18 protein-coding genes and 1 pseudogene are annotated in these 20,268 nt (G+C 68.7%); 13 read left to right on the top strand and 6 right to left on the bottom strand.

Annotation, left to right across the window (positions count from 1 at the left end; genetic code table 11):
- The first annotated feature begins 55 nt into the window (after window positions 1-55).
- From AB0368_RS37495 to AB0368_RS37455, 9 genes are all read left to right on the top strand, one after another.
- Window positions 56-1,555 (top strand): FGGY family carbohydrate kinase, encoded by a 1,500-nt coding sequence (locus tag AB0368_RS37495; protein WP_366158811.1) that lies wholly within the window; start codon window positions 56-58, stop codon window positions 1,553-1,555.
- Window positions 1,552-2,346, top strand: a complete 795-nt coding sequence (locus tag AB0368_RS37490) for an SDR family oxidoreductase (protein ID WP_366158810.1) — start codon at window positions 1,552-1,554, stop codon at window positions 2,344-2,346. Before AB0368_RS37495 ends, AB0368_RS37490 begins: the two co-directional genes overlap by 4 nt.
- Before the next feature lie 77 nt (window positions 2,347-2,423).
- Window positions 2,424-3,425, top strand: a complete 1,002-nt coding sequence (locus tag AB0368_RS37485) for an ABC transporter permease (protein ID WP_366158809.1) — start codon at window positions 2,424-2,426, stop codon at window positions 3,423-3,425.
- 46 nt (window positions 3,426-3,471) lie between these two features.
- The gene (locus AB0368_RS37480) at window positions 3,472-4,443 is read left to right on the top strand and encodes a substrate-binding domain-containing protein (RefSeq protein ID WP_366158808.1); all 972 of its coding nucleotides are present in this window, start codon (window positions 3,472-3,474) and stop codon (window positions 4,441-4,443) included.
- A gap of 47 nt (window positions 4,444-4,490) precedes the next feature.
- Window positions 4,491-5,990 (top strand): sugar ABC transporter ATP-binding protein, encoded by a 1,500-nt coding sequence (locus tag AB0368_RS37475; RefSeq protein WP_366158807.1) that lies wholly within the window; start codon window positions 4,491-4,493, stop codon window positions 5,988-5,990.
- A 29-nt stretch (window positions 5,991-6,019) separates the two neighbouring features.
- The gene (locus AB0368_RS37470; RefSeq protein WP_366158806.1) at window positions 6,020-6,787 is read left to right on the top strand and encodes an SDR family oxidoreductase; all 768 of its coding nucleotides are present in this window, start codon (window positions 6,020-6,022) and stop codon (window positions 6,785-6,787) included.
- Window positions 6,788-6,792: 5 nt separating this feature from the next.
- Window positions 6,793-7,575, top strand: coding sequence for a triose-phosphate isomerase (gene tpiA, locus AB0368_RS37465; RefSeq protein ID WP_366158805.1), 783 nt, complete (start codon window positions 6,793-6,795; stop codon window positions 7,573-7,575).
- A 35-nt stretch (window positions 7,576-7,610) separates the two neighbouring features.
- Window positions 7,611-8,513 carry a transketolase gene (locus AB0368_RS37460; protein WP_366158804.1) on the top strand — a complete coding sequence of 301 codons (903 nt, stop codon included), beginning with the start codon at window positions 7,611-7,613 and terminating at the stop codon, window positions 8,511-8,513.
- 11 nt (window positions 8,514-8,524) lie between these two features.
- A complete protein-coding gene (locus AB0368_RS37455; RefSeq protein ID WP_366158803.1) occupies window positions 8,525-9,493 on the top strand; it encodes a transketolase C-terminal domain-containing protein in 969 nt (322 codons plus the stop codon).
- Between the two features lie 691 nt (window positions 9,494-10,184).
- On the opposite strand, the gene AB0368_RS37450 is transcribed toward AB0368_RS37455, so the two are convergent.
- Together AB0368_RS37450 and AB0368_RS37445 are read right to left on the bottom strand one after the other, a co-directional pair.
- Window positions 10,185-10,571, bottom strand: a complete 387-nt coding sequence (locus AB0368_RS37450) for a hypothetical protein (RefSeq protein WP_366158802.1) — start codon at window positions 10,569-10,571, stop codon at window positions 10,185-10,187.
- 273 nt (window positions 10,572-10,844) lie between these two features.
- Window positions 10,845-11,330: a hypothetical protein gene (locus AB0368_RS37445; RefSeq protein WP_366158801.1), complete on the bottom strand. Its 486-nt coding sequence runs from the start codon at window positions 11,328-11,330 to the stop codon at window positions 10,845-10,847.
- Here AB0368_RS37445 and AB0368_RS37440 point away from each other — a divergent pair.
- The 4 genes and pseudogenes from AB0368_RS37440 to AB0368_RS37425 form a co-directional block, all read left to right on the top strand.
- Window positions 11,310-11,690 (top strand): annotated as a pseudogene (locus tag AB0368_RS37440) (transposase); the annotation flags it as partial. The gene AB0368_RS37445 and the pseudogene AB0368_RS37440 sit on opposite strands and share 21 nt — an antisense overlap.
- Window positions 11,691-11,940: 250 nt before the next feature.
- Window positions 11,941-12,927: a nitroreductase gene (locus tag AB0368_RS37435; RefSeq protein WP_366158800.1), complete on the top strand. Its 987-nt coding sequence runs from the start codon at window positions 11,941-11,943 to the stop codon at window positions 12,925-12,927.
- Window positions 12,928-13,332: 405 nt separating this feature from the next.
- Entirely contained in the window at window positions 13,333-14,025 is a 693-nt protein-coding gene (locus tag AB0368_RS37430) for a DUF4389 domain-containing protein (protein WP_366158799.1), read from the top strand.
- A 164-nt stretch (window positions 14,026-14,189) separates the two neighbouring features.
- A complete protein-coding gene (locus AB0368_RS37425; protein WP_366158798.1) occupies window positions 14,190-14,696 on the top strand; it encodes a flavodoxin domain-containing protein in 507 nt (168 codons plus the stop codon).
- A gap of 60 nt (window positions 14,697-14,756) precedes the next feature.
- Here AB0368_RS37425 and AB0368_RS37420 read toward each other — a convergent pair whose 3' ends face one another.
- The 4 genes from AB0368_RS37420 to AB0368_RS37405 all read right to left on the bottom strand — a co-directional run bounded on the left by AB0368_RS37420 (window position 14,757) and on the right by AB0368_RS37405 (window position 19,696).
- Window positions 14,757-15,419, bottom strand: coding sequence for a hypothetical protein (locus AB0368_RS37420; protein WP_366158797.1), 663 nt, complete (start codon window positions 15,417-15,419; stop codon window positions 14,757-14,759).
- 260 nt (window positions 15,420-15,679) lie between these two features.
- Window positions 15,680-18,427, bottom strand: a complete 2,748-nt coding sequence (locus tag AB0368_RS37415; RefSeq protein WP_366158796.1) for a cation-transporting P-type ATPase — start codon at window positions 18,425-18,427, stop codon at window positions 15,680-15,682.
- Window positions 18,428-18,497: 70 nt separating this feature from the next.
- Window positions 18,498-18,953 carry a universal stress protein gene (locus AB0368_RS37410; RefSeq protein WP_366158795.1) on the bottom strand — a complete coding sequence of 152 codons (456 nt, stop codon included), beginning with the start codon at window positions 18,951-18,953 and terminating at the stop codon, window positions 18,498-18,500.
- Window positions 18,954-19,081: 128 nt separating this feature from the next.
- Window positions 19,082-19,696, bottom strand: a complete 615-nt coding sequence (locus AB0368_RS37405; protein ID WP_366158794.1) for a hypothetical protein — start codon at window positions 19,694-19,696, stop codon at window positions 19,082-19,084.
- Window positions 19,697-20,268: the final 572 nt, after the last annotated feature.

Genomic DNA, 20,268 nt, shown 5'->3' with positions numbered 1-20,268 from the left:
CATTCACGCGAGCGGAGGCTCCCGGGTATCTATTCGGCATTGAATGGAGATGCAGATGGCATCCGACGAGCGCGTTGAGGGCGGTGACGTCGTCCTCGCCATCGACCAAGGCACGAGCGCCACCAAGGCAGTCGTCGTGACCGATCGCGGCGAGATCAGCCACCGGGCGACTGTGCCGATTCACCAGAGCTACCCGCAGCCGGGCTGGGCCGAGCAGGATCCGATGGAGATCTGGCGGTCCGTCCAGCGGTCCGTCGCTGAGGTGTTGAGCGAGGCTCACCCACGCCGGGTCCTCGCGGTCGGCCTCAGTACTCAACGCGAGTCCACGCTTCTGTGGGACCGCAACACCGGGCAGCCCCTCGGCCCGTTGCTCGGCTGGCAGGACACGCGCGGAGCCAGTCTCTGCGCCATGCTGCGCGCCGACGACCACGCCGACCGGATCCGCGAGACCACCGGCCTTCCCCTCGATGCGATGTTCTCGGCGTCGAAGGCGGCCGCCCTGTTGGACCGTCACGACCCGGACCGCTCGCGCAGCTCCCGAGGCGAGCTGTGCCTCGGCACCATCGATTCATGGCTGCTGTGGCAGCTGGGCGGTCGGCACCTCATCGAGACCGGCAACGCCGCCCGCACGCAACTGCTCGACATCTCCACCTGCCGCTGGGACCCGTGGCTGCTCGACGTGTTCAACGTCCCGCTACCGGCGCTGCCGCAGGTGACGTCGTCCATCGGGCCGTTCACGACCTGTCGTGACCTGCACCCGAGCCTGCAGGAGGTACCGGTCACCGGTGTCCTCGGCGACTCTCACGCCGCCCTGTTCGCGCATGCCGGCTGGACCGGCGGGCGGGTCAAGGTCACGTACGGGACCGGCTCGTCGGTCATGGGCGTGGCAACCACCGAGGTGAAGCAGGCTGCCGGCGTTGCGCGCACCATCGCCTGGCAGCTCGGCGAGCCGACCTATGCGCTGGAGGGCAATATCCGCTCGAGCGGCGCAACGCTCGTCTGGCTGGCCCGCCTGCTGAACTCGACACCCGGCGAACTGGCGGGTGCCGCCGCATCCGACAGCCAGGGCGTCTTCATCGTCCCAGCCTTCACCGGCCTCGGCGCGCCGTGGTGGGACGACCGAGCCCGGGGGATGATCGTCGGACTGACTGACAGCACGGGCCGCGAGCAGCTGGCGCGCGCGGCCCTCGAGTCCATCGCCTTCCAGATCGAGGACGTCGTCGCGGCCGTCGAACACGCCGGCGGGTCGGTCCAGATGATCCTCGCCGACGGCGGTCCCTCGGCCAACGCCACGTTGATGCAACTGCAGGCGGACACCTCCGGGCGACACGTCCGTACATCACCGGCGGCCGAGCTGTCCGCGCTCGGCGCTGCCCACGTCGCCGGGCTCGGCGCCGGCCTGTGGTCCATCGCCGACCTCGATCGCCTCAGCCGGACGGGGGCCGAGTACAGGCCCAACTCCGCTGACCCCCAACGCCGACAGCGCCTCGACGGTTGGCACGCCGCCGTCGCCGCCGCGCGCGGCCTTCCCTTAGGAGCAGGAGGCACAGCATGACCTCGACCCAGCGGATGACCAACAAGGTGGTCGCCGTGACGGGCGCTGGCCGCGGGATCGGCCTGGGCATCGCCGAACGGTTCGCAGGCGAGGGCGCCGCCGTGGTCCTGGTCGACCGCGACGACAGCGTGCGTGAAGCTGCCGCCGAGGTCGCGGCGAAGTCCGGCGTCCAGGCGCTCGGGGTGGTGTGCGATGTCACCCAGGAGTCCGACGTCACAGCGTTCATCGAGGCCGTCCAGACCGGATTCCGACGCCTCGACGTCCTGATCAATAACGCCGGCACGATCACGATCTCGCCGCTGGACGACCTGACCTTGGACGCCTGGAACAGCGTCCTGGCAGTCAACACCACCGGCGCGTTCCTGTGCGCCAAGGCGGCGGCACCGCTGATCCGCAGAACCAGTCGCAACGGCCGCATCCTCAACGCGGCCTCCGGGCAGGCTCGTCAGGGCTTCATCTACACACCCCACTACGCGGCCAGCAAGTTCGGCGTGATCGGCCTGACGCAGAGCCTGGCCAAAGAACTCGCCAAGGACGGCATCACCGTCAACGCCTACTGCCCCGGCATCGTCGGCTCTGACATGTGGGCCTACAACGACCGCGAATGGGGCCGGCTGCTGGGCGACTACGCGCCGGGCGAACTGATGGCCAAGTGGGTCGCCGACATCCCCCTCGGCCGCGCCGGCACTAACGACGACGTGGCGAACCTGCTGCTGTTCCTCGCCTCCGACGAAGCCGGCTACATCACGGGCCAGGCCATCAACGTCGACGGCGGCATGTTCATGAACTGAACAGCTCATTTCCGTCTCCGGCAGCACACCGCCTCATCCAGGAGAAGCGCAGCACATCCCCTCACTCAGGAGAAGCCATGAGTACGACCACCGCGGCCGCGCCCGAAGCGCAGCCGAGAGACTCCCATCAGGTCAAAGATCGCCTTCGCCGGATCGGCAGCGGAACGGGCGGACCGTTCATCGGTCTTGTCGTTCTGTGCATCGCCCTGTTCATCGCTACGCCGTTCTTCCTGACGGTCAACAACCTGCTCAACATCTTGGACCAGGTGACGATCCTGGGCATCCTGGCTGTCGGCATGACGCTGGTCATCGTCACCGGCGGCATTGACCTGTCGGTCGGCTCCGTCCTTGCGCTGGGCACGATGATCCTGGGCTGGACCTCCCACAACGGAGGCTGGCCGCTGTGGCTCAGCATCATCGCCGCCGTCGTCGTCGGCGGGCTGTGCGGACTGGCCAGCGGACTCGGCATCACCCTGACGAAGCTGCCACCGTTCATCGCCACCCTCGCCATGTTGTCCATCGCGCGAGGGTTGGCCAACGTGATCACCGACGGCCAGCAGATCGTCGGCTATCCCGACTGGTTCACCGCACTGTCCACGCAACGCTATTTGGGCTTCCTGACCGTCACGACGCTCGTACTGATCCTCCTTCTTGCCGCCGGTTGGGCGTTCCTGCGCTACCGGCCCGGTGGCCGCGCGCTCTATGCCATCGGCGGTAGCCAGGAGGTCGCCCGGCTGGCCGGCATCAAAGTCAAGAAGGCCACGACCAGCGTCTACGTCATCACCGGTCTGCTGGCCGGCCTCGCCGGCGTGGCCCTCGCCGCCCGGCTCGACTCCTCCCAGCCCAGCTCAGCCGTCGGCCTTGAGCTCGACGTCATCGCCGCCGTCGTCATCGGCGGCGCAAGCCTCAGCGGCGGCGTCGGCAAGATTCCCGGCACGATCGTCGGCGTTCTGATCATCGGCGTGCTGCGCAACGGGCTGAACTTGCTTTCCGTCTCGCCGTTCATCCAACAGGTCGTCATCGGCGTCGTCATCGCCCTCGCCGTCATGGTCGACGTCCTGCGTCGCCGCTCCGCGTGAACATCCCCCTCTTTGCACTCACCCCTTACCCGTCCCGGAGGGACCAATGAATTCCCGTAAAGCACTCGCCCTGTCCGTTGCCGCCCTGACCACCATTTCGCTGACCGCCTGCAACCGCGGCAGCAGCTCCGACACCGGCGGCAGCGGCGGTAAGAAGATCACCATCGGCTTGGCCGTGGCGAACCTGCAGGCCGACTTCTTCAACCAGATCAAGCAGTCCGTCAGCGCCGAGGCCGCCGCCAAGGGCGTCGACGTCGTGGTCTCCGACGCCGGCGGCGACTCCGCCCGCCAGGTCAGCCAGATCCAAGACTTCATCAGCCGCCAGGTCAGCGCCATCATCTACATCCCCGCCGGCGCCACCGCGGCCGGAGTCCCGGTGAAGGCGGCGGAACGCGCCAAAATACCGGTGATCAACGTCGACCGCAACGCGCCCGACGCGCCGGGCAAGACATTCATCGCGACCGACAGCGTGGCCGCCGCCAAGCAACTCGGCGAATGGGTGATCAAGCAGACAAACGGCAAGGGCAACGTCGGCATCATCCAAGGCCAGATCGGCACCACCCCCCAGGTGGACCGGGAGAAGGGCTTCCGGCAGGCACTGCAAGCCGCACCGAACCTGAAGATCGTCGCCGAGCGACCGACCGACGACTGGTCACAGGAGAAGGGCTTCGCCAACGCCCAGGACATGATCCAGGCCCACCCCGACATCACCGTCTTCTGGGGGCAGGCCGACGCCATGGCCCTCGGCGCCGCCCAAGCCGCGGCGAACGCCAACATGCACCCGAAGCCGCTGGTCCTCGGCTTCGACGGTGACAAGGCCGGCCTGCAGGCCGTTCACGACGGCAAGGTCAACGCCACGATGGTGCAGCAGACCCAGCTGATGGGCCGCCTGGCCGTCGACTCCGCCATCGACCTCGTCAACGGCAAGGACGTGCCGGCTCAGCAGTTGCAGACTGCGACCTTGCTGACCGACAAGGACACCGCCAAGGCCGCGGAATTCATCGCCAAGCACCCCTGATCCACCGCCTCGACTTCCCAGCCCCCCGCCTTTAGAGGAACCTTGTCATGACATCCACGAACACCGAACACAAAGGGCTGACCGTCCGCGGTGTCTCCAAGCGGTTCGGTGCCACCCAAGCACTGCACAGCGTCGATCTGGACGTCCGGCCCGGTGAGTGCGTCGCCCTCCTCGGCGAAAACGGGGCTGGGAAATCGACGATCTCCAAAATCATCGCCGGGGACATCCAGTCCGACACCGGCGAGATGTGGTGGAACGGCCAGCCGTACGCACCGTCGGCCCCAGCAGACGCCCTCGACGCCGGAATCGGCTTGATCCACCAGGAGATGCGACTTCTGCCTGACCTGTCGATCTCCGAGAATGTCTTCGTCGGCCGGCAGCTGATGAGCGGTGGCCGCATCGACCGCAAGGAGATGGACCGGCGGGCGCAGGAGCAGATCCGCCGGCTCGGCCTCGACGTCTCACCCAAACGCCTCGTCAGCAGCCTGCGGGTCGCCGCACAGCAGCAGGTCGAGATCGCCAAGGCCCTCACCCTGAACGCCCGGCTGCTCATCCTCGACGAGCCCACCGCAGCGTTGGGCGAGGACGAGACCGATCACCTGTTCGCACAGGTCGACGCACTGCGCAAGGAAGGCGTCTCCTTCATCTACGTCAGTCACCGTCTGGAGGAGATCGCCCGCATCTGCGACCGGATCGTGGTCCTGCGCGACGGTCAGTACGTCGCCTCCCACGAGACCGCCCAGGTACCCGTGAACCAGCTCGTCGAGGACATGGTCGGCCGCAGCATCGAGAACGTTTTCCCCCACCTCGATCCGCCTACCGACCGCGAGGTCATCTCGGTCAAGGGTCTGACCTCCGCGGAGGGCGCGTTCACCGACGTCTCCTTCACCGTGCACGAAGGTGAGATCCTCGGCGTCGCCGGCATCGTCGGCGCCGGCCGCACCGAATTGGTCCGCGCCATCGCCGGAGCCGATCCCGTGGCGGGCGGCACCGTACACGTCAGCGGCAAGCAACTGCGGCCGGGTGTCATCCGCGACGCCATCAGGGCCGGCGTCGTGCTCGTCCCCGAGGACCGCAAAGCCCAAGGTGTCGTCCTGGACCTGCCCATCGCCGATAACGTCGCCATCGCCAACCTCGACCGGATCGCCGGACCCGGCGGCTTCATCAGCACCCGCCGCGTCCGCGACGTAGCCCTCGAAGCATGCCGCATCATGCAGGTAAAGGGACGCCCGGAGCAGCCGGCCGGAACCCTGTCCGGCGGCAACCAGCAGAAGGTGGTCATCGCCAAGTGGCTGGAGCGTAGGCCGAAGGTCGTCATCCTCGACGAGCCCACCCGCGGGATCGATGTGGGCGCCCGCGCCGCGATCTATGACGTCATCGTCGACCTGGCCAAACAGGGCATGGCCGTCATCATGGTCAGCTCCGAACTTGAGGAAGTACTCGGGCTGTCCCACCGCGTCCTGGTCCTGGCCCGCGGTGAACAAAAGGGAATCCTCGATCGCGGCGAGGCCAGCGACGTCACCGTGATGCACCTCGCTGTCGGCTGACCAGCCAGCTCAATCCGAAAGGCGAAGCAATGACTGTCCCCAACTTCCGCCTCGATGAACACACCGCTCTCGTCACCGGCGCCGCCAGCGGTATCGGCCGTGGGATCGCCGTCGGCATCGCCGAATCCGGCGCCAACGTCGCCTGCTTCGACCTGCCCGGACCCGGGCTCGACGAAGTCTGCGCCCAGATCCAAGCCGTCGGCGTCAAAGCAATCCCGGTCGCCGGTGACGTCACCGACGCGAGCAGCCTCACCGCAGCGGTCGAGCAGACACAGAGCAGACTCGGCGCGCTCACCCTGGCCGTCAACAGCGCCGGCATCGCCAACGCCGCCCCCGCGGAAAGCATGCCGCTGGACCAGTGGCGGCGCGTGATCGACATCAATGTGACTGGCGTCTTCCTGTCCTGCCAGGCCGAAGCGCAAGCCATGCTCGCCAACGGCGGCGGCTCGATCGTCAACATCGCCTCGATGTCTGGCTCGATCGTCAACCACGGGCTTCTACAGGCCCATTACAACGCGTCCAAGGCCGCCGTCATCCACCTCAGCCGCAGTCTCGCGATGGAGTGGTGCGACCGCGGTATCCGGGTGAACGTGATCAGCCCCGGCTACACGGCCACGCCGATGAACACCCGCCCTGAGGTCGCCGAGCAGGTCCGCCAGTTCGAATCCGAAACCCCGATGGGTCGGATGGCCACCGTCGAGGAAATGGTCGGACCCGCAGTGTTCCTGCTCAGCGACGCCGCCAGCTTCTGCACCGGTGTCGACCTGCTGGTCGACGGCGGCTTCACCTGCTGGTGACGGCCATGGCCAACCCTGCTCGCCGGCCGCTCATCGCCGGCAACTGGAAGATGAACCTGGGCGGCCGGCAAGGACTGGACCACCGGCGACGCCTGGCCGACGAGATCGCCGCCCAAGCCGACAACCAGCCGCAGCTGGTGGTCCTGGCGCCCTTCACCGCCCTGCCCCTGCTGCCCGAAGCGCTGGCCGGAACACCCGTGGAATACGGCGCGCAGGACATCAGCGCACACGACAGCGGCGCCTTCACCGGCGACATCTCCGGACCGATGCTCACCGGGTTCGGATGCCGCTACGTGCTCGCCGGACACTCCGAACGACGGGAGCACCACGGCGAGACCGACGAGGTCGTGCACGACAAGGTGGCCGCAGCGCTGCGCCACCGCCTCACCCCGATCCTCTGCGTCGGCGAACCGCTGACCGTACGGACCGCGGGCCAGCACCTTCGCCACACCCTCGACCAGGCCGAACGGGCCCTGACCGGCCCGCCGGTCGACGACCTCACCGCCCTGGTCATCGCCTACGAACCGGTGTGGGCGATCGGCACCGGGCACGTCGCCACCCCCGACGACGCCCAAGAGGTCTGCGGCGCCATCCGCGGCCACCTCGCCGACCGGTACGGACCCGCCGCCGCGGAGCAGATCCGCCTGCTGTACGGCGGGTCGGTCAAGGCCTCCAGCAGCGCCGCCATCCTCCGCCAGCCCGACATCGACGGCGCCCTGGTCGGCGGAGCAAGCCTCGACCCCGGCGAACTCGCCGCCATCTGGCGATCCGCCCAGCCCCGTACCTGACCACCGCCACCACCTCGACAAAAGGACGCAGAAGCATGCCTCTCACCACCGAACACGCCACGCTGCCGGTCTTCAAGCAGCTGCCGCCGCACAGCAGCCGCGGCCAGCAGATCGCCCACATCGCCGAAGCCGCCCGCCAGATCCGCATCCAGGACCTCAAGCTCGTGCACCACGCCGGAGCCGGGCACATCGGCGGCGACTTCTCCGCCATCGACATCCTGGCAACCCTGTACGGCGCCGTACTCAACGTCAGCCCCGATACGGTCGACGACCCCGACCGGGACCGGTTCATCCTGTCCAAGGGACACGTCGCCGGCGCCTACTACACCACCCTGGCCGCCTTCGGGTTCCTGCCGGTGGAAGAGCTCGCCACCTTCCTCAAACCCCTGTCAGCCCTCAATGGCCACCCCAACCGCAACAAGGTCAAGGGCATCGAGGCCAACACCGGTCCCCTCGGGCACGGCCTGCCGATCGCCGTCGGGCTCGCCCTGTCCGCCCAACTCGACGTGTCCCGCCGGCGCACCTACGTCCTGACCGGCGACGGCGAACTGCAGGAAGGCAGCAACTGGGAAGCCATGATGGCGGCCTCCCAGTACGAGCTCGACCGGCTCACCGTGATCGTCGACCGCAACCGCCTGCAACAGGGCGCCACGGTCCGCCAGACCAACGACCTGGACCCACTCGACGCGAAGGCGGCCGCATTCGGCTTCGCCGTCGTAGAAGTCAACGGCCACGACCACGGCGAGCTCTACGACGTGCTGTCCTCAGTGCCGTTCCGGCCCGGCAAGCCCACCTTCGTCATCGCCCACACCCACAAAGGCCACCCCATCTCGTACATGAGCAACAACGTGGCCTGGCACCACCGGGTGCCCTCGGCCGCCGAGTACCAGCAGGCTCTCGACGAGCTCGAGTCCAGCCCCACCACCACCGGCAATTGAGGAGAACCATCGTGCCCGCCACCTCCACCCAGGGGTCGATCGTCGACCGGCCTCGGTTCGACTGCCGCAACGCCTACGTCAAGGCCCTCGCCGACCTAGCGCAGGAAGACCACCGCATCGTCGGCGTCGTCAACGACTCCATCGGCTCCAGCAAGCTCGACGCCTTCAAGAAGGCCTTCCCCGACCGGCTCATCAACGTCGGCATCGCCGAACAGGACATGGTCGGTGTCGCCGCTGGGCTCGCCAACGGCGGCCGCATCCCCTTCGTGTCCGCCGCCTCCTGCTTCCTCACCGCACGCGCCCTCGAACAAATCAAGGCCGACATCGCCTACTCCAACCGCAACGTCAAACTCTGCGGCATGAGCCCCGGCATGGCCTACGGAGAGCTGGGCCCCACCCACCACTCCATCGAAGACATCGCCTGGCTGCGCGCCATCGACAACATGACCATCATCGTGCCGGCCTCTCCGGTCGAGACCGCCGCCGCCATGCGCTGGGCCGCCGCTACCGACGGTCCTGCCTTCATCCGCGTCAGCCGGATGAGCGTTCCGGAGATCTACCCCGAGGACTACGAGTTCGTACCCGGAAAAGCCATCACGGTCCGCGACGGCAACGACGTCACCATCATCAGCAACGGCACCGTCCTGTGGCGCGCCCTGGCAGCCGCCGAACAACTCGCCGAAGACGGCATCAACGCCCGCGTGCTGTCCATGCCCACCGTCAAGCCCCTCGACGTCGACGCCGTCATCGCCGCCGCCCAAGAGACGGCCGGAATCATCACCGCTGAGGAGGCCACCATCGCCGGCGGGCTCGGCGGAGCGGTCGCCGAGACGGTCGTGAAGCACCACCCCACCCGCGTCGAGATACTCGGCGTACCCGAGTTCGCACCCACTGGGTCGGCCGCGTTCCTCCTCGACCGATACGGCATGTCGCCCGAGGGCATCGCCGATAAGGCACGCGGGTTGGCCCGCCAGAACTGATGTGTCCCCTGCCTCGCCTGACGTAGCGCCCAGGCGTCATCAGGCAACGTTCTTGGCGCCTGATGACAACGATGCAGCGGCCCCGACAGGGTCGCTGCATCGTTGCGCGATCCGGCCCTGTCCCATGCCCGTCGTCAGCCAGCAAAGTTGCTTGAGCACACAAGCTTCAGTGAGCGTGGTGGACGCGCCCGTGGGGTCAGCGGCGTTACGAGCAGTCAGTCGGACGGCGGCGGCCTTGGGCCGTCCTATGCCGTGAGGAAGTGAGTGGGCGGACGGCGCACCTCAACCGGCTGCCGCCTTGCGCCACAGATGTAGCGATCGATAGGGTCACGAATGGTACTGCTGAGCAGGGAAGACGCGCTCACAGGACCGGCCCCCCAGAGAACGCTGCTCTGTCTCAACGGTGGAGCCTGGTCGTGGCGCGACGCCGTCGGGCTGCTGGCCAGCACCACGCGGTGGAGCACTACGTCGCGAGCTCCGGTGGAGTTCTCCGCCACTGCCAGCTCAGAGGCCCGACCGCCCTCTACCGGCTGAGTGGAGAGACGTTGCGGGGCGCGAGATCGGGCCGCAGGCCTCGTGGTGAGCGGTATTAGACACGTGCGGAGTTCGTCGTCCGGTGCCTCGGCCGCCGGGTTCACCGATGTCAGCGTCGACTTCGCCGGCGCACACCCCGAAAGCATGCACGCCGTGATCATCCGAGCCCGTCGGGCGTGATCTTTCCGGCCGGCGGTGGATGGTCGAGGCGTGTCTGTAGATAGGTGTGCCAGCTGCGTCCCGCGCGCCGCGCCCATTGCACGGCGCCGCTGAAGCTTATGCCCGGCACCTCGGCTAGAACGGGTGCAGGCAGGTCCGCGGCGAGGGCGATCAGGGCGGCGTTGCGGGCCGCGCGGATGCCGATGCCGTGCTTGCGCAGTTGTCTCTGCAGGCTAGCGGCCGATCGCGGGCGGCCGGCGAGTTGGCCCGGGAACAGCCACTGGCGCTGGCCGGTCGTGACCAGGGCCGTCCCGGTGATCGTGGGGACGTGGTCGAGGAGCTGACTGACCGACCGCCGGTGGCAGGACGGTCCGGTGGCTGCCAATCTGGAGGTAGTGCTGCCCGCCAGCCACAGTGAGCCGGTCAACGGGCAGCTCGACGAGGCGGCTGACGGGAAGCCCGTAGAGCAGCACCAACGCCCCGGCGGCGCGGGCGTCGACGGGGATGGTGCGGTCGGTGAGGCAGCGGGACAGCAGCTGCCAGCGATGGTCGTCGCTCATGGTGATGGCTGGTTCGAGCCGCTGCCGAGCGGGGACGTGGAGGTCGCCGGCCAGCTCGACGGGGCGACGGCGGGCCGGCCGTCTCGGCCGGGGTTGGGTTACTTGACTGAGCCCAGCGACAGGCCTTGCACGAGTTTGTCCTGGGCCGAGAAGTCGGCCACGAGTATGGGCAGGGAGACGACGAAGGCAGCGGCGCAGAGTTGGGCGAGGAACAGGCCTTGGCTGGTGACGAAGCTGGTGAGGAAGACGGTGGCGGTTTCGGCGACGGTGGCGGTCAGGACCCGGGCGAATAGCAGTTCGTTCCAGCCGAAGATGAAGCAGATCAGTGCGGTGGCGGCGATGCCGGCATAGAAAGACGTTCTGCGTGTTGATGCAGGGCGTAGGAACGTCCTCCTGATGCGCTTGCGGGCTTGGTGTCCCATCGCAGGAGGAGGACGTTCGTGGGTAACGGTAGCGGCGTGTCCCGTGGTGATCGCAACCGCAACGCGAGGCTGGCCCGGTTGCTGACTCTGGTCCCGCTCTCGAACGCGATCGTCGGCATTGACCTGGCCGATGAGAAGCAGATGGTCGTGGTCACCGACCACGACTCGAGGGTGTTGGCGCGTAAGACGTTCAGGTGTCACGCGTGGGACCTTGGTGCGGCGTTGGACTGGGCGGGAAGGCAGGCGATGGCGAAGGGCTTTGCCGCAGCGACGGTGGCGTGTGAGCCGGCGGGTCACCGGTGGCGGGTCCTGGGTCAGCTGACGGCCGATCGTGGGACGTCGTTCGTGTGCGTGCAGCCGATGCTGACCTGCTGGGCGCGGCGTAGCGAGGACCTGACGTTCGACAAGACCGATAAGAAAGACGCGGTGCTCATCGCTCGGCTCGCGGCGCAGTTGCGCTGCTACGTGCCCGAGACGGTGGATGCGACGTGGGGCCGGCTGCGGCATCTGGGTGCTCGTCGTGCGCAGCTGTTGGTGGAGTCGGGGCGTCAGGTTCAGCAGATGCGGGCACTGTTGGAATGTGTCTGGCTGGCTGCGTTGCAGACCGCGCGGCAGCCGTTTCGGTCCTCGACGTGGACCGCGGCGCTCACCATCGTGGTCAACCGCGACCGTGGTGACCTGGCCCGGACCCGGCGGCTGGGTGCAGCAAGGTGGGAGTCCGCGGTGCGCAAGGAGATCATCCGTCGCGGCCGCACGAATGTTCAGCGACGCCATGACCCATCCGACCGACGCCCAGGTCGCCGCCCACGCCCTCGCCGAGGCGGCCGCCATCGGCGGATACGCCCCGTCCATCTGCAACACCCAGCCGTGGCAGTGGCGGCTGACCACCGACACGCTCGAACTGCGCCTCGCGCCGGAGCGGATCATGCAGGTCACCGACCCGGAAGCCCGCTTGGCGACATTGAGCTGCGGTGCGGCACTGCATCACGCGTACGTCGCACTGCGGGCCCAGGGCTGGCATGCCACCGTGACCCGGGCACCGCGCGACGGCGACCCGGACGTGCTCGCCCGGCTCCAGGCTCCCGACCGGAAACCTGCGGACCCGGCCTCGCTGCGGTGCTTGCGGACCATTCCGTTGCGGCACACGGATCGGCGTCCGATCATCGGTACGCCGGTCGCGGCGGCCGACCTGGCCGCCATCGTCGCAGCGGTGCGCGCCCAGGACACGGAGCTGCACACGTTGCGAGCCGACCAGGTTCTCGAGCTGGCTTCGGCAGTCGAGCACGCGCAACGCAGCGAAGCCGCGGATCCGGCCTGGCTGGCGGAACTCGCTGCGTGGGCGGGCGGCGCCCGTCCGTCCGGGTCCGGTGTTCCCGATGCGGCGATCCCGGACCGCGCCACGCCGACCACGGTGCCGAGTCGCGATTTCGGCCGTCATGGTGACCTGGCGGTCAGTGCAGGACACGACACCGCAGCAGTGTTCGTCATGCTCTACGGCCGCAGCGACGACCCGGCCGACTGGTTGCGTGCGGGTGAGGCGCTGTCCGCCGGTTGGCTCACCGCCACCGACCGCGGCGTCAGCATCGTGCCGTACAGCGCGCCGATCGAGGTGATAGCGAGCCGTCAGGCGATGCGGGCGATGATCGCGAGCGTCGGCCACCCGTACCTGTTGCTGCGCCTGGGCCGCACCGACCCGGCCGCTCTGCTCGCGCCGCACGCGCCCCGGCTGCCCGTCGAACAGATCATCGACCGCGCCTGACGATGTCGGGCCTTCGCCCGCGGCGCCCGGGGCAGCGGGGCGAAGGCGAATCTCCGAAGCGCCACGCTGTGCCAGGCACCTGTCGGTCGGGGGTGGCCGCGTTCACTCGGATAGCGCGTACAGTCAGCGGTGGATCGGTTCGTCAGTATCTTGACGGCCGGCGCCCACCGGGCGCGCTGCCCAAGACCTCGGCAGCCGGACGCGGCACCGCCGCGTTTGAGGGCCGGGCGAGGGCGGAAGAGCCTCGACCCGCACGTTGTCATCGCGATGATCGTGCAGCGGGTCGTCAGCGTCATACCCGCCGCTCGGACTCCGGACGGGCCCGTGCACCAGCCGTTTGTTCCCGTCGGCGTCTCCGCGCCGGCGGCTCAGGGCGACCGCCGGTCCGTGGGAGGTATGACGATCATGACCGTTGCGTCCGTCTATCCGGTGCGTGTGGATGCTCGCCTGGATCCGCACCTGTCCCGTTGGCTGTGGCTGGTGAAATGGATCCTGACCATTCCGCACTACTTCGTCTTGGTCTTCCTTTGGATCGCGTTCGCTGTGCTGTCCGTGGTGGCCTTCTTCGCGATCCTGTTCACCGGCCGGTACCCCCGCCCGATCTTCGACTTCAACCTCGGCGTGCTGCGGTGGGGCTGGCGGGTCAGCTATTACGCCTACAGCGCGCTGGGCACGGACCGATATCCGCCGTTCTCACTGGCTGAGGCCCCCGAATACCCGGCCCAGCTGCATGTGCCCTACCCCGAGCACCTGTCTCGGGGGCTGGTCCTGGTGAAGTGGTGGCTGTTGGCCCTGCCGCATCTGCTGATCGTCGGCGTGCTCGTCGGCGGCGGCGCCTGGTTCGCCATGAACACCGACACCGACAACTACAGCTGGACCGGTGGCGGCCTGATCGGGCTGCTGGTGTTCATCGCCGCGATCGTCCTGGCCTTCACCGGCCGCTATCCGCAGGGCCTGTTCGATTTCATTCTCGGCTTGAACCGGTGGGTGCTGCGGGTCGCTGCGTACACCTCATTGATGACCGACGCCTACCCGCCGTTCCGGTTGGACACCGGCGGTACCGACCCCGCCACCACGGTCATCGCACCGACCGCATAGCCGACCGGGCACGACGAGGCGCGGCTGTTCCGGCTGTCACCGGGGGAGTGCCGGCCGGACCAGCCGCACCGCGGCCGTGTTCGGATCTACCGCCACGCCGGCGTCGACGCCCGCCCACCGGGCCTGGTCCACGCCATGGAGACCTACAGAAACGAGCGATGGTCGTGAGAATTCTCGTCAGCACTGCCAGCAAACACGGGTCGACCCGGGAGATTGCCACCCGTATCGCCGAGGTCCTGCGTGCGGGCCTTCCCGGTGACGCCGTCGTCGATGTGCTTCCGGCCGACGAGATTGATGACGTGACATCCTATGATGCCGTGGTGCTGGGCAGCGCCGTCTATATGGGACGGTGGTTGGAGGGCGCTCGTCAGCTTGCGGCACGGCTCGCGGCGCAGCCGCGGCGAGCGGTATGGCTGTTCTCGAGCGGACCGATCGGTGATCCGCCCAAGCCGGACGAGGAGCCTGCCGAGGTCAGCGACATCGCCATGGCCACGTACGCCCGCGGGCACCGCCTGTTCGCCGGGCGCCTCGACCGGCACCGGCTCGGTTTCGGCGAGAGGGCGGTGGTGGCGACCCTGCGAGTGCCCGACGGCGACTCCCGTGACTGGGACGCGATCGACGCCTGGGGTGCCCAGATTGCAGGTGAACTGAGCGGCGCCACCGCCCGCTGAGGCAGCGAAACGCTGCGCGCGCCTCGACCAGGACCTCGCCGCAGGCAGGCGCAAGGCGAGTCATCCACAAGAAGTCGCGGGGTGCTGGCTGGAACCCCTCCGCCGGGCGGCTACGACCAGGCCGGCGTGCCATCCGGGAGCGCGGCCGAGGGCCGGTGGGCCGATGGTTTCCATCCGGTGCTCGCTGCCGGCGAGGAGCCAGGCGGTCAGTGAGTTGGAGTTCCACATCTCACCGGTACGGCTCTCGTCGCGGCCCCAGACGAGTGCGGGGACGAGCGGCGCCAGCCGTAACACCTCCCGTGCTCGGGTGGCGTCCGCGCTGACGATGCGTGAGCCGGCTACGGCCCCGGCCACGTCGGGAATGGTGCCGTCGCGCCACCGCCTGACCTCGTACCGGAACAGCGCTGAGTTTCTGAGTAAGCGTGAGCCGACCGGGCCTTCGCACACGACTCCGCGATCCGCGGTGCCGCCGCCCAGTACCGGGGTCATCTCGACGACGAAACGGGCCGCACCGAGGCGTACCTGGAGCGCGGAGTGGTAGAGGTCGCGGACTGGCCGATGCTCGTGACGTGCTTGAAGGGCTTCGAAGAGGCGTCCGTTGAGGCGGATGCAGTGGCCGTCGGCGCCGAGCGGCAGCCAGTACAGCGTCACGCTGGCGGGCAGCGATGTGGGGCTGCCCGTGACAACCGGCGTGGCCTCGGAGCGTTCCGGCCGCGACATCATCGGGACTCGATGACCAGCCGGCCTGCCTGCGGCGTCCGGGCCCATCGTGACCGGATCGCGGGAGGTTGTCGTCCTGCTGTCGCGAGGGCGGTGAGCGCCGCCGTGGTCAAGGCGGTCACCACGATGCGTATGGCATCGGAGGCCGGCTCAGATCGGGGGTTGGGGCGGTATCCGGAGCAGGCGTGCCTAGGCCTGTCAGGCGACACCGGAACACGGATCGCCATCAGGAGGTCATTCTTGTCTGTGCGGCAGCGCTGGTTTCACCGTGACATGTCATGCGAGCTCCTTGTGGCGCGGGACACGGAGCGGCGCCGGGCCACCCAGCGTGCCGCTTCGTCGACGCCCCAGACGATGAGCGGGAACGGGGCGATGATCGCGAGTTGGGTTGTGTTGAGTGATGCGGTGCCGAAGATGTGCTGTAGCGGTGGGGCGTAGATGACTGCAGCGGTGAAGAGCAGTTCGAAGAGGATGCCCCAGAGCAGGAGCGGGTTGCTCAGCAGTCCGATGGTGAACAGGGATGCCCGGTCGGTGCGGGCGGCGAACGCGGTGCCGATCTGGCAGGCGACGATCCCGGCGAAGGTGATGGTGGTGGCCTGCAGGTAGGCGTGGTGCAAGGCCGTGCCGGGCCCGGTGGGGTCGCCGGGGTGCCACCCGGCGCGCATGAGGGTGTAGAGGTAGCCGCCCATGACCAGAAGGGCGGACACCCCACCGAGCAGCAGCCACGCGCGTAGCAGCAGCTTGCGGTCGATCACCCCGGTGCGGCGTGGCCGGGGCGGGCGGTCCATCAGGCCCGGCTCGGCCGGCTCGCGGCCCAGTGCCAGCGCGGGCAGCGTCTCGGTGCCGAGGTCGATTGCCAGGATCTGCAGCACCGTCAGCGGCAGCGGAATGGATCCCCCGGACAGGGCGAAGATCAGGAAGGGCACTACTTCGGGTACGGCGTGGGCGAAGATGTAGAGCACGAATTTGCGGACGTTGGCGAAGACGCGGCGCCCGGCGTTGACGGCGGTGACGATGGTGGCGAAGTTGTCGTCGGTGAGGACCATGGTGGCGGCTTCGCGGGCGACGTCGGTGCCGGAGCGGCCCATCGCCACGCCGATGTCGGCGTGGCGCAACGCGGGGGCGTCGTTGACGCCGTCGCCGGTCATCGCCACGATGTTTCCGCCGGCCCGCAGTGCTTCGCAGATCCTTAGTTTCGCCTCCGGTGACGCCCGGGCGAACACGATCTCGTCGTCGCCGGCCACCAGCCGGTCGAGGTCGGCGTCACTGAGCCGGTCGACGTCGTCGCCGGTGACGATGCGGCCGCCGGCCCCGCCGATACCGACCTGATGGGCGATCGCCGCGGCGGTGGGCCCGTAGTCGCCGGTGATGACGTGGATGCGGATGCCCGCGCGGTGGGCGCTGGCGACCGCCTCGGCCACGCCGTCGCGGGCGGGGTCGGCCATCGCGACAAGGCCGAGAAGCGTCAGCTCTGCTTCGGCCTCGTCGCGTCGCATCGGGGCGGGCGCGCCCGCGGGGAGGACCCGATGAGCGACGGCGAGGACTCGCAGGCCGTTGTCGGCATAGCGGTCGATGGTGTGCTGCAGATCGTGTCGGGTCGGCTCGTCCAGGGCGGCGCAGCACGGCAGCACCGTTTCGGGTGCCCCTTTGGTGTGTACGGCCACGACGCCGGCCGTCTCGTCGACGCTGGTCATGCGTTTGAGGTGGGCGTCGAAGTGGAAGATGGTCCGGCGGCCGGCGTCGCGTGCCCCACGAGTGACCGCCACGCCGTGGTGGGTGGCGAGGCGCAGCAGGGCCAGTTCGGTGGGATCGCCGCTGCCGGACGACTGAGCGTCGGTCGGTGTCTGCGCGCTGGTGCAGGCGGCCGCGGCCGCGGCGAGAACCGCCGCACGCGGGTCGTCGACCTTCCCGGTGGCGTCGAGTTCGGTGCCGGGCAGCCATAGTCGGGTGACGGTCATCCGGTTCTCGGTGAGAGTGCCGGTCTTGTCGGTGCAGATGACGGTCGTGGAGCCGAGGGTCTCCACGGCGGAGAGCCGTTTCACGACGGCGCCTTTGCGGGCGAGTTCCCGGACGCCGACGGCCAGGGCGAGGGTGATGATGGGCAGCAGGCCTTCGGGGACGTTCGCGACGATCAGGCCGATGGAGAAGTTGATCGCGGCGCTCCAGCCCAGGCCGGCCCATACCCCGATGGGCAGGAACGCCACGCCGACGGCGACGGCGACGACCGCGATGATCCAGGTGGCCCGGCGTACCTGGGTCTCCAGCGGGCTGGGCTGCGTTTTGCCGCGTTGCGACAGGGCGGCGATGCGGCCGAGTTCGGTGTGCATGCCGATGCGGGTCACGACTGTACTGGCCTCGCCGCCGGTGCAGGTGGTCCCGCTGAATACGAGGTCGTGGGCGTCCAGCAGAGAGCCGGTGATCTCGATGGGCTCGGCGCTGCGGGTGGCGGGCATCGATTCGCCGGTCAGCGCGGACAGGTCGACGGTGACAGCACCGCCGATGATGCGGGCGTCGGCGCTGATCCGGTCGCCTTCCGCGATGATCAAGACGTCGCCCGGCACCAGGTCCCGGGCGGGGATCTCCGCGCGGGCGCCGTCGCGAATCACCTGGGCCGTCGCGGGCAGGAACGCGGCGAGTGCGTCGACGGCGTGTTCGGCCTGCATCTCCTGGACGAAAGCGAAACCGGCGTTGAGCAGGATCACCGCCACCACGGCGACGGCGAGCGCGGGGGTGCCGCCGGCCCAGGCGAGACCGGCGGCGACGGCCAGCAGAATCGCCAGCGGCTGGGTGAACTGCGACAGCAACTCGCCGGGCCAGCGCCGGCCGGTACGCCGGGCCAGTTCGTTTCGCCCGTACACGAGCGATCGCCGGGCGGCTTCGCGACCGGCCAACCCGTGCGGTGAGGTGCGCAGGTCGCGGAACAGCTCGGCGATCGGCTCCCGCGCGTTCACCTCGATACCGGCACTGCCGGCCCCGATGATGCTCGCGGGCGCTGTCGGTGATGCGGTCATCGTTGAGGCCTCTTCACATGCCGGTTGGCGAACGATGCTGACGCGCCCTGGTGCGCGGCCCGTCGTGGGCCTATTCCGGGATGATGACCGTGGGGCACGTGGCGTGCTGGACGCAGTGCTGGCTGACCGAACCGAGCAGCATCCCGGCGAAGGCACCGTGACCGCGGCTGCCGAGGACGATCAGCTCTGCTCCCTTGGCGGCAGCCAGCAGCACCTGCGCTGCCGGCCCTTCGACGACCCGGGTGGTGACCTGTACCGAGTAGTTGTCCCCGCCGTGCACCTGTGCCACCGTCTCGGCCAGAGCCTTCTCGGCGTATCTGATGATGTCGGCGTCGTTGATCCCGGTGGGCAACCACCCGTAGGCGTAGGCGTACATGGGCGGCACCTGCCACACGGTGACGGCCTCGACGGTGGCGCCGGTCAGCCGCGCATGGGCGAGCGCCCATCGCAGCGCTTCTCTGGAGCCGGCGGAGTTGTCGACGCCGACGACGATGCGGTGGTCGTGGACCTGTTCCTGATTGATCATGACGAACTCCGGAGATGAGGAACCCGCCGCTCGACAGGGCGGGCTCGATGAAGGCGGCGGCATCGGCGAGATAGGGCACGCATCGGCGTGCGCGGTCCGGGCAGGCGGAACGCGCACGCCGAGCGGGTCTACGTCAGCCAGGTGTGGCGTTGCACGAGCGGGATCGCCGCCCACCGGCGGCCGAATCCCCAGGTGTTTCCGGCGCTGAGTAGGGCCAGGACGACCAGCACGGCGGCGTAGACGAGGTGGTCGTCCATGAACGGGTTGGTGTCCGGCGGGAGGACAGCGGTCCACATCATCACGGTCAGCAGGGCGCCGGCGGCTGCGGCGATCCGCATGCCGATGCCGAGGATCAGCGCTGCGCCGATGCCGAGCAGGGCGGCCATGAACAGCCCGTCGACGACGACGTTCCCGGCGATCGAGTGGTAGAAGCCGGCGAACGGGCCGGTCGCGGCCTTGCCGAGGAACCCCGCGGTGGGGCTGCCGCCGTCCAGCCACGCGTTCGCGGCGGGAGTGCTCCGCCCGAGACCGAACAGTTTGTCGAGGAAAGCCCACAGGAAAACCCAGCCCAGCGCTAGCCGGATGCCGGCCAGCAGGTACCGCGTCGCGGTGGCCGTCGTCCCGGTCACCGAACGCGCGGTGTCCGGCACGACAGCGATGCCGGCCTGGTGTCTTGCGCCCCGTTCCGGCCGTTCCGTGGTGGTCAAGCGAGAGGACTTGTGATCGTTGGCGATGTTGATCATCGCACTCACATTCCTTCGAATGCTCATGACGCAGGTTCCGCGACGCGTCCAGCACGCCCGACGGATCGATCGGATAGCGGCGCCACCTACTCAGGGCGACAGCCGTGCTCCAGTACGGGCTCCGAGGCCGTTCGAGGACGCGTCGACCACAGCAGGATCCACGATCGGTGGGAGATGTCGAAGGCGGCAGCGGACTCAACGGCCACCGGGTCCCGGGCGACACTACGACCGTACGCGCATTTCGCCGGGCCTGCCGAACCAGCCTGACGCCGCGTGCCGCCGGGTGTCGTGAACAGGCGTAGGGTCTGAGGTGTCGCCCTGGACCCTGGTGGCCTGGTAGTTGGCCGCTGTGGATGTCTCGGCGTTTCTTCGCCTCCGCAGCGATCAAGTGCGTTTCGAACGCGGACCGTTCTCGGGCACGACAATCTGGCTGCGGCCGAAGTCTGGATCTTCACCATGTGGTACCTGTGGATCGTTCTCATCGTTCTGTTGCTCCTGGCCTTGGCCTCGCTCGCCGTGAAGGTCGTCAAGCAGTACGAGCTCGGAGTCCTGTTCCGCCTCGGCAAGGTCAT

Source organism: Actinoplanes sp. NPDC051475, from assembly GCF_040689425.1.
Classification (GTDB): Bacteria; Actinomycetota; Actinomycetes; order Mycobacteriales; family Micromonosporaceae; genus Actinoplanes.
Note: the sequence above shows the minus strand (reverse complement) of the source record. Positions and strands in the feature narration are given on the sequence as shown.

Coding starts and splice junctions, on each gene's coding strand:
- AB0368_RS37495 (WP_366158811.1), top strand. CDS start 56: ATGGCATCCGACGAGCGCGTTGAGGGCGGTGACGTCGTCCTCGCCATC.
- AB0368_RS37490 (WP_366158810.1), top strand. CDS start 1,552: ATGACCTCGACCCAGCGGATGACCAACAAGGTGGTCGCCGTGACGGGC.
- AB0368_RS37485 (WP_366158809.1), top strand. CDS start 2,424: ATGAGTACGACCACCGCGGCCGCGCCCGAAGCGCAGCCGAGAGACTCC.
- AB0368_RS37480 (WP_366158808.1), top strand. CDS start 3,472: ATGAATTCCCGTAAAGCACTCGCCCTGTCCGTTGCCGCCCTGACCACC.
- AB0368_RS37475 (WP_366158807.1), top strand. CDS start 4,491: ATGACATCCACGAACACCGAACACAAAGGGCTGACCGTCCGCGGTGTC.
- AB0368_RS37470 (WP_366158806.1), top strand. CDS start 6,020: ATGACTGTCCCCAACTTCCGCCTCGATGAACACACCGCTCTCGTCACC.
- tpiA (WP_366158805.1), top strand. CDS start 6,793: ATGGCCAACCCTGCTCGCCGGCCGCTCATCGCCGGCAACTGGAAGATG.
- AB0368_RS37460 (WP_366158804.1), top strand. CDS start 7,611: ATGCCTCTCACCACCGAACACGCCACGCTGCCGGTCTTCAAGCAGCTG.
- AB0368_RS37435 (WP_366158800.1), top strand. CDS start 11,941: ATGACCCATCCGACCGACGCCCAGGTCGCCGCCCACGCCCTCGCCGAG.
- AB0368_RS37430 (WP_366158799.1), top strand. CDS start 13,333: ATGACCGTTGCGTCCGTCTATCCGGTGCGTGTGGATGCTCGCCTGGAT.
- AB0368_RS37420 (WP_366158797.1), bottom strand. CDS start 15,419: ATGATGTCGCGGCCGGAACGCTCCGAGGCCACGCCGGTTGTCACGGGC.
- AB0368_RS37415 (WP_366158796.1), bottom strand. CDS start 18,427: ATGACCGCATCACCGACAGCGCCCGCGAGCATCATCGGGGCCGGCAGT.
- AB0368_RS37410 (WP_366158795.1), bottom strand. CDS start 18,953: ATGATCAATCAGGAACAGGTCCACGACCACCGCATCGTCGTCGGCGTC.
- AB0368_RS37405 (WP_366158794.1), bottom strand. CDS start 19,696: ATGATCAACATCGCCAACGATCACAAGTCCTCTCGCTTGACCACCACG.